Raw genomic sequence first — 6722 nt, 5'->3', positions numbered from 1 at the left:
CTTGAGACACTGCTGGTACAGGGTATGAAGCATGGCATGACCGGTCCGATCAGCCGCGGCGCACGACCGGCAGACCGACTTTTCTCCAAAGTTCGAGGTATGCCCGCCGAACATGCGCTGGTAGATGCGGCCGTTCGGAAGCCGGGAAAAAGGCAGACCCATGTGCTCCAGCTCGAGAACCACCTCCGGCCCCAGCTGGCACATATACTCAATGGCGTCCTGATCGCCCAGGTAGTCCGAACCCTTGACCGTATCGAACATGTGCCAGTACCAGTCGTCCGGCTCAACGTTTCCCAGGGTGGCGCTGATGCCGCCCTGAGCGCTAACCGTGTGCGAGCGCGTCGGAAAGACCTCGGAGATGACGCCTGTTTTAGCGCCCTTTGAAGCCTCCAGCGCGGCCCGCAGACCGGCCCCCCCGGCGCCAACGATGATGATGTCATGCTTGTGAAAGATGATTTCCGCCATAACCGTCACCCCTGCACCACCGGGGCCGTGTGGGCAATAATGACCAGGGCCCCGTAGAAAAACAGAACCAGGGCCAGCAGCCAGTCAAGGCATATTAAAAGGGTCCGCCAGCGCGGCTCATGGATGTAATCGTCAATCAGGATCTTTGCCCCGTTCATGGCGTGGTATAAGGCAAAAAACAGGAAACAGAGGTAAAAGACCTTCCAGGTCGGGCTGGCCAGGCGGGCCATGATGACGTCGTACTCATATTCGCCGTCTGAAATGAAGTGCAGCAGGATGAAGTGCGTGGCCAGGATCATGGCCAGCACCACGCCGGAAACCCGCTGGAAAAGCCATTCAAAAGCCCCGGTGCGACCGGAAACGAAATTCAGGGCCATTAGCAGTTCTCCTCATGGAATCATTAAGTTAATAACGTTCGCAGCATAGCCGCGCCGCCGATAATAAAGAGCACGGCGATGACAATAAAGGTTCCTGCCAGGTACTTGATGTATGATTCTTTATTGGCCATGGGCCCATAGTCCATCAGCAGGATGCGGAGGCCGTTGAGGCCGTGGAAGAGGACCAGGCCCAGGAGGCCGATCTCCATGAGCCGAATGACCGGATGGTCGAAGGCGTCCATGATTCGTTTGAATTCGGCCTCCCCTTTAAGCAGGTGGGACAGGACCCAGACATGCAGGATCAGGTAGCCGGCCAGCCCTAACCCGGCGAGGCGGTGCAGGAGCCAGAAGACAAAGCCGGGATGCCAGCGATAATGTTTTTTGGGTTTGTAAGCCTTCATGATTTATTTCCTCTGGCGTACCGCCTCTTTCCTTCTTCGTAAAGGTCTCTTCCAGCCAGGTCATTGATGACCGTGACCGGAAAGTCTTCAACCGTCAGGCGGCGTACGGCTTCCGGCCCCAGGTCTTCGTAGGCGATGATCTCCACGGACTTGACGGCCTGGCTGAGCAAGGCCCCGGCCCCGCCAATGGCGGCCAGGTAAACCGCGCCGTATTTTAGCATGGCCTGCCTGACCTCCTCAGAACGGCGGCCTTTGCCAATCATGGCTTTCAGGCCCAGTTTGAGTAAGGCGGGCGTGTAAGGGTCCATGCGATAGCTGGTCGTCGGCCCAGCCGCTCCAATGACCCGACCGGGCGAAGCCGGTGTCGGTCCGACGTAATAAAGGATCTGGCCGTCCAGGTCCATGGGCAGGCCTTCGCCTTGATCAATGGCCTCGACCAGCCGCTTGTGCGCCGCGTCCCGGGCGGTGTAAAGCGTGCCAGAAACCAGGGCCAGGTCACCGGCCTGAAGGGACTCCAGGTCAGAGCGGCTCAGGGGCGCCTCAAGGCGGTGCGCAGCGGTCATAGCACGGCCTCGGCATGACGGGCGGCATGGCACTGGAGATTGACCGCCAGAGGGAGTGAGGCGATATGGCAAGGCAGAAGCTTCAGGTGCACGGCCAACGCCGTAACCCGGCCGCCCAGCCCCTGGGGGCCGACACCCGTATCATTGATCGCTTCAAGCAGTTCAGCCTCCAGGGCCGCGGCCTCCGGGTCAGGGTTGGGCTGGCCGACGGGCCTTAAGAGCGCCTTCTTCACCTCCCGGGCAGCCAGTTCAAAGCTGCCGCCCACGGCCACGCCCACCACCAGAGGCGGGCAGGGGTTCGGACCGGCCTCATCCACGGTCTGGACGACCTTCTCCTTCACCCCGGCCCAACCGGCTGAAGGCGGGAGCATAAAGAGGCGGCTCATGTTTTCGCCGCCGCCGCCCTTGGGCATGGCCACCAGCCTGAGTTTATCCCCGGGAACGACGGTCGTATGGATAGTAATTGGCGTGTTATCGCCCGTATTTTTTCTGGTTAAAGGATGACAGACCGATTTGCGCAGAAAGCCCTCTTGATAAGCCTGACGCACCCCTTGCTCCAGGGCCGACTCCAGATCGCCGCCTACAATATGCACCTCCTGGCCCAGGTCCACGAAGATGATGGCCAGACCGGTATCCTGGCAGATGGGGATACGGTGCTCTTTAGCTAATGCGGCGTTTTCCAGGAGGCGGTCGAAGATGTCCCGACCCACAGGCGATTCTTCGATGGTTTTTCCTTTTTCAAAGGCAGCGATAACGTCGGGGCTGAGGACAAAGTTGGCTTGAAGGAAGAGGTCCTTGATGGTCCGGCGAATAAGGTCAGCGTCTATCTCCCGCACAGCAAAATCAACTCCCGCTAAACCAAACCTTAAGGGCAGGCCTGGTTCAAGATTGAGAGGCGATTATAGGCTCAAATCCAGAGGCGATGCAATGAATTTTTTAAATTACAGAGAGCTATAAGGAAGAGGCCCGTGTTGGGAGTGGTAAAAAATCACTAGACCAGGGGGGTAAGGCAGGTTATAGCGCAGAATTATTTTCCTTTTGGCTTCCTGGTTTCAGAATCAAAGATTCAGCTGCCTGTCATTATCGAGGTCAGACCGCATTCGACCCTTTACCATCTCAACGGCTTCGGCGGCGTGGTCCAGCACATGGTGCAATCGAACCTGGTCTTCATGTGGTATCATACTGTATCACCGCTCCCCGAAGCACATCATCCCGGAAAGACGAGCTGATAAAGCCCGGTGTGTTGAGGTCTACTTTCCGGCCCAGGATTTCCGAAAGTTCGCGTTCCATTGAAAAAAATTGCAACCCTGGTATATGCCTTGGTTCAAATTCCACCAAAACGTCAACATCACTGTCGCTTCCAAAGTCGTCTCGAAGGACAGAGCCAAAGAAGGCCAGCTTGCGAATGTGATGACGCTGGCAAAACGCAGCGACCTCAGCTTCGGGTATTTTGAGATTTTTACCTGTGCCAGTCATGTCATCTACCCCATTAAACACCTGGGAGGTTCGGATAATTATAGCACATTCCCCCGGTGCATATTGTTTTTCCCGCCGGAAAACAAATAGATATCTGCGTTTCTCTGGACAGGGCGGACAACATCGTCTTAAACATCATGAACTCCGCGCCCCTTTCTCTTGATCCCTCATTAATCCCGCCAAATGATTGATCTTATCCGGTGAGCCAATGATATAAAGCGTGTCGTTGGCTTCAAATTGAATGTTTGGATCCGGGTTAGACAATATTTGCGAGTCGCGGCGTATGGCCAACACAGTGACCCCATATTTCTTTCTCAATTCGGTCTGGGCTAACGTCTTTCCAACCAGAGTCGAGCCTTGGTCAAGTTGCAGCGTACATATTTCGACATCCGGAAGATAAGGCGTCAAATCGGAAAAAGAGGCCGAACCTTTGGCAAGGCTTCGAAACATTTGGTAACCGTCTGACCTCACTTCGGTCACGAGTCTCTCGATGGCGTCTCTTGGCACAAGGTACCTGTCCAAAACCCGACTAAAGATTTCCACGGATGTCTCAAACTCTTCCGGTATAACTTCATCGGCCCCCAGCTCATACAAAGCCTTCATCTCCTGGAGGTAACGCGTTCTTACGATTACATGGACCGCTGAATTAAGGCCCCGGGCAACTTCCGTAATCCTGCGGGTGGCTGTAGGGTCGTTAATGGCGATTACGACAACCCTCGCACTTTTAATGCTTACATGTCCAAGTATGGCCTCGTGGGTCGCATCGCCGAAGTAAATCGGTACACCCCTTGCTTGCTCGCTCCTGACCGTTTCAGGGTTCATTTCTATAATCACGTAAGGGATACCTGCTCTATCAGCGGCCCGTGCAACATTTTTGCCATTGACTCCAAATCCAACAATAATTATATGGTCCTTTTTTTGGCTCACTTCTATTTTTAAACCGGGATGTAAGCCTGACTTTAATCTTTGAGGCCATGGCACCCGAAGGATGATATCTGCCAGGCGAGGCGCCATGATTATCATAAATGGAGTCGCCGACATGGTCAGAATAGAAACAGTCAGAAACATCTGGTAAATATCTCCAGTAATTAAACCATACTCAGTACCGCTCCTGGATAAGATGAAAGAAAATTCACCAACCTGACAAAGCGCAAACCCGGCGAGAATAGCGGTCCGAAAAGGAAAACCTAGCAAAATGGTTACAAAACCTGCAATGGAAGCCTTCAGAATTAAAACACCAAAAGCAATCAGCATTATGAGAAGCGGCTGCTGGAAAAAAAAGCCGACATCCAGCAGCATGCCCACAGAGACAAAAAAGAAGCTTGTAAAGACATCACGAAAAGGTAAAATATTCTCTAACGCATGATGGCTGTATTCAGACTCGGAAATGATCAATCCTGCCAAAAACGCACCCAAGGCCAGGGAAAGCCCTAGCTCGGAAGTCAGCCACGTAACCGTGATGCATATCAGAACTATACTTAGTAAGAAAAGCTCTCGATTTCGCGTTCGGGCAATCTGATATAATACCTGGGGTACGATCCATTTTGCACTGACAAACACCAGCAGGATAATGCCAATTCCCTTACCCGCGAAGATGAAAGCAGCCTCGGCCGAACCCGCTGTCGCCCCGGCCAGCACGGGCGTGATTAATATCATGGGCACAACAATGATATCCTGGAAAATCAGGATGCCAAGGGTTGTACGTCCATGCGGGCTGTCAACTTCAGCCCTATCCCGCATAAGTTTGAGGACGATGGCCGTGCTGCTGAGGGACAATAAAAACCCAATAAAAACAGCTTTATCAAATGGCACCCCTAATTCACCGGCGATCACAACACCAGCTAAAAAGGTCAGTAAAACCTGGATTGAGCCCCCTATCAAGATCGGTTTTTTTATCTGCAAGAGGCTTCTAAACGAGAACTCCAGACCGATAGTAAAGAGTAAGAGCACCACACCGACTTCAGCCAAAACCTCAACTTCATGAATCGCTTTTACCAGCTTTAATCCATGAGGTCCTGTCAATATACCGGTCAGCAGGAACCCTACAATAGCCGGTATTTTTAATCGGTGGCATATAAAGAGAACAGCAATAGCCAGTCCAAATATGATGCCAATATCATTCAGTAATGGTATTTCCATGACCTAAGCTTCTTGTGTCTTCTAGGGTCTTGAATGGAAAAATATTATTGAAAACCCTCTAATCTGTCCATGGGAGGCCGTAACCGGTACCTTTCGATGGGAGTGAACATATAAGGATGGCTGGTTCAACATGTTCTCTAGTCTCCTTGCACGCCTGGAGGGGTATCCTTCGCGGGACCGGGCCGATGTTTCAGTTGATAAAAAGCGCTTTTACATCTTCCTTTAAGACCTTGCCCATCTGATTCTTGGGCAGTTCATCCACAAAAAGAATCTCCTTGGGGCATTTCCAGTTAAGGAGGTTTCTTTTCAAATAGGCCTTGATCTGGTCGCTGGTCAGGCCCGAACCAGGGCGCGGCGCCACGGCCGCAACGACCTTTTCACCCCAGGCGGCGTCGGGAACGCCCACGACTGAAGATTCGGCGACCTCGGCCAGGGTGTTGATAAGGAGCTCGATCTCTCTGGGGGAGATGTTCTCCCCGCCGGAGATGATAATGTGCTTAATGCGGTCGCTCAGAAAAAAGTATCCCTGCTCATCCCGCCGTCCCAGATCACCTGTCCTGAACCAGCCCTGGACAAAGGCCTTTTCCGTCTCTTCAGGCTTGCCCCAGTAGCCCGGGGTGATCCCCGGCCCTTTCAGCCAGAGCTCGCCTGTCTCACCAAGCGGGACATCCTCAAATAACGCCGGGTCCACGATCCTGACCTGGAGCTCGGGCAGAGGCCGGCCGATGGAACCGGGTACCCTTGTGCCTCGGATCGGATTGGAAAAATTCATGCCCGTCTCAGACATCCCCTCCCGTTCCACCGGCGCCTGGCCAAAGACCTCTTTGATGCGCATGAAATCCTGGGCCAGCAAAGGGGCCGAACCGGAGGTCAGAAGCCTGAGATGGGAATAGTCGCGGCTTTCCCCTGAGGCGCGCTCCATGAGCCGAACATACATGGTCGGCACGGCCATGAAGACGGTGCAGGCCAAGTCCCCCTCCTTGCAAGACAGGACGCTGAGGACCGCGTCCGGGTTGAAGACATCGAGCATGACCATACCCGCGCCGGCCAGAAGCGAAGTGTGCAAGGCAAAGCACAGGCCATGGGCGTGAAAAAAAGGCAGGGCGTGACACAGGATGTCGGCCTGGCTGATCTCCCAGATGCGGATGATATTCTGCGCGTCATGGCTCAGGTTTCCCTGGGTCAGGACCGCCCCTTTGGGCTGGCCGGTCGTGCCAGACGTGAAGATGATCACCCCCGGATCATCCAGGGTCGTTTCAGAAGGCGGTTCAATCGAGGCTTCCTTTTCCAAATGTTCAGGC

General features: G+C 53.9%; 8 protein-coding genes. All 8 read right to left on the bottom strand.

What is annotated here, in order from left to right:
- Positions 1-465, bottom strand: a 465-nt coding sequence (locus JRI95_15760; GenBank protein MBW2062998.1) for an FAD-binding protein, incomplete at its 3' end; no start/stop codon positions are given.
- A 5-nt stretch (positions 466-470) separates the two neighbouring features.
- Complete coding sequence (gene sdhD, locus JRI95_15755) at positions 471-842, bottom strand: succinate dehydrogenase, hydrophobic membrane anchor protein (protein MBW2062997.1); 372 nt, start codon at positions 840-842, stop codon at positions 471-473.
- A gap of 23 nt (positions 843-865) precedes the next feature.
- The gene (gene sdhC / locus JRI95_15750) at positions 866-1243 is read right to left on the bottom strand and encodes a succinate dehydrogenase, cytochrome b556 subunit (protein ID MBW2062996.1); all 378 of its coding nucleotides are present in this window, start codon (positions 1241-1243) and stop codon (positions 866-868) included.
- Positions 1240-1806 carry a Fe-S-containing hydro-lyase gene (locus JRI95_15745; GenBank protein ID MBW2062995.1) on the bottom strand — a complete coding sequence of 189 codons (567 nt, stop codon included), beginning with the start codon at positions 1804-1806 and terminating at the stop codon, positions 1240-1242. Before JRI95_15745 ends, sdhC begins: the two co-directional genes overlap by 4 nt.
- Positions 1803-2642: a fumarate hydratase gene (locus JRI95_15740; GenBank protein MBW2062994.1), complete on the bottom strand. Its 840-nt coding sequence runs from the start codon at positions 2640-2642 to the stop codon at positions 1803-1805. Before JRI95_15740 ends, JRI95_15745 begins: the two co-directional genes overlap by 4 nt.
- A 331-nt stretch (positions 2643-2973) precedes the next feature.
- Positions 2974-3282, bottom strand: a complete 309-nt coding sequence (locus JRI95_15735) for a nucleotidyltransferase family protein (GenBank protein MBW2062993.1) — start codon at positions 3280-3282, stop codon at positions 2974-2976.
- A 135-nt stretch (positions 3283-3417) separates the two neighbouring features.
- Positions 3418-5421, bottom strand: a complete 2004-nt coding sequence (locus JRI95_15730) for a cation:proton antiporter (protein MBW2062992.1) — start codon at positions 5419-5421, stop codon at positions 3418-3420.
- Between the two features lie 190 nt (positions 5422-5611).
- Positions 5612-6722, bottom strand: a 1111-nt coding sequence (locus tag JRI95_15725) for an AMP-binding protein (protein MBW2062991.1), incomplete at its 5' end; no start/stop codon positions are given.

Source organism: Deltaproteobacteria bacterium (genome assembly GCA_019308995.1).
Classification (GTDB): Bacteria; Desulfobacterota; Desulfarculia; order Adiutricales; family JAFDHD01; genus JAFDHD01.
This window is presented reverse-complemented; position numbering and strand designations above follow the sequence as displayed.

What these genes read in the sequence shown, in the direction of transcription:
- JRI95_15735 (MBW2062993.1), bottom strand. Translation starts at nt 3,282, where the DNA reads ATGACTGGCACAGGTAAAAATCTCAAAATACCCGAAGCTGAGGTCGCT.
- JRI95_15745 (MBW2062995.1), bottom strand. Translation starts at nt 1,806, where the DNA reads ATGACCGCTGCGCACCGCCTTGAGGCGCCCCTGAGCCGCTCTGACCTG.
- sdhD (MBW2062997.1), bottom strand. Translation starts at nt 842, where the DNA reads ATGGCCCTGAATTTCGTTTCCGGTCGCACCGGGGCTTTTGAATGGCTT.
- JRI95_15730 (MBW2062992.1), bottom strand. Translation starts at nt 5,421, where the DNA reads ATGGAAATACCATTACTGAATGATATTGGCATCATATTTGGACTGGCT.
- sdhC (MBW2062996.1), bottom strand. Translation starts at nt 1,243, where the DNA reads ATGAAGGCTTACAAACCCAAAAAACATTATCGCTGGCATCCCGGCTTT.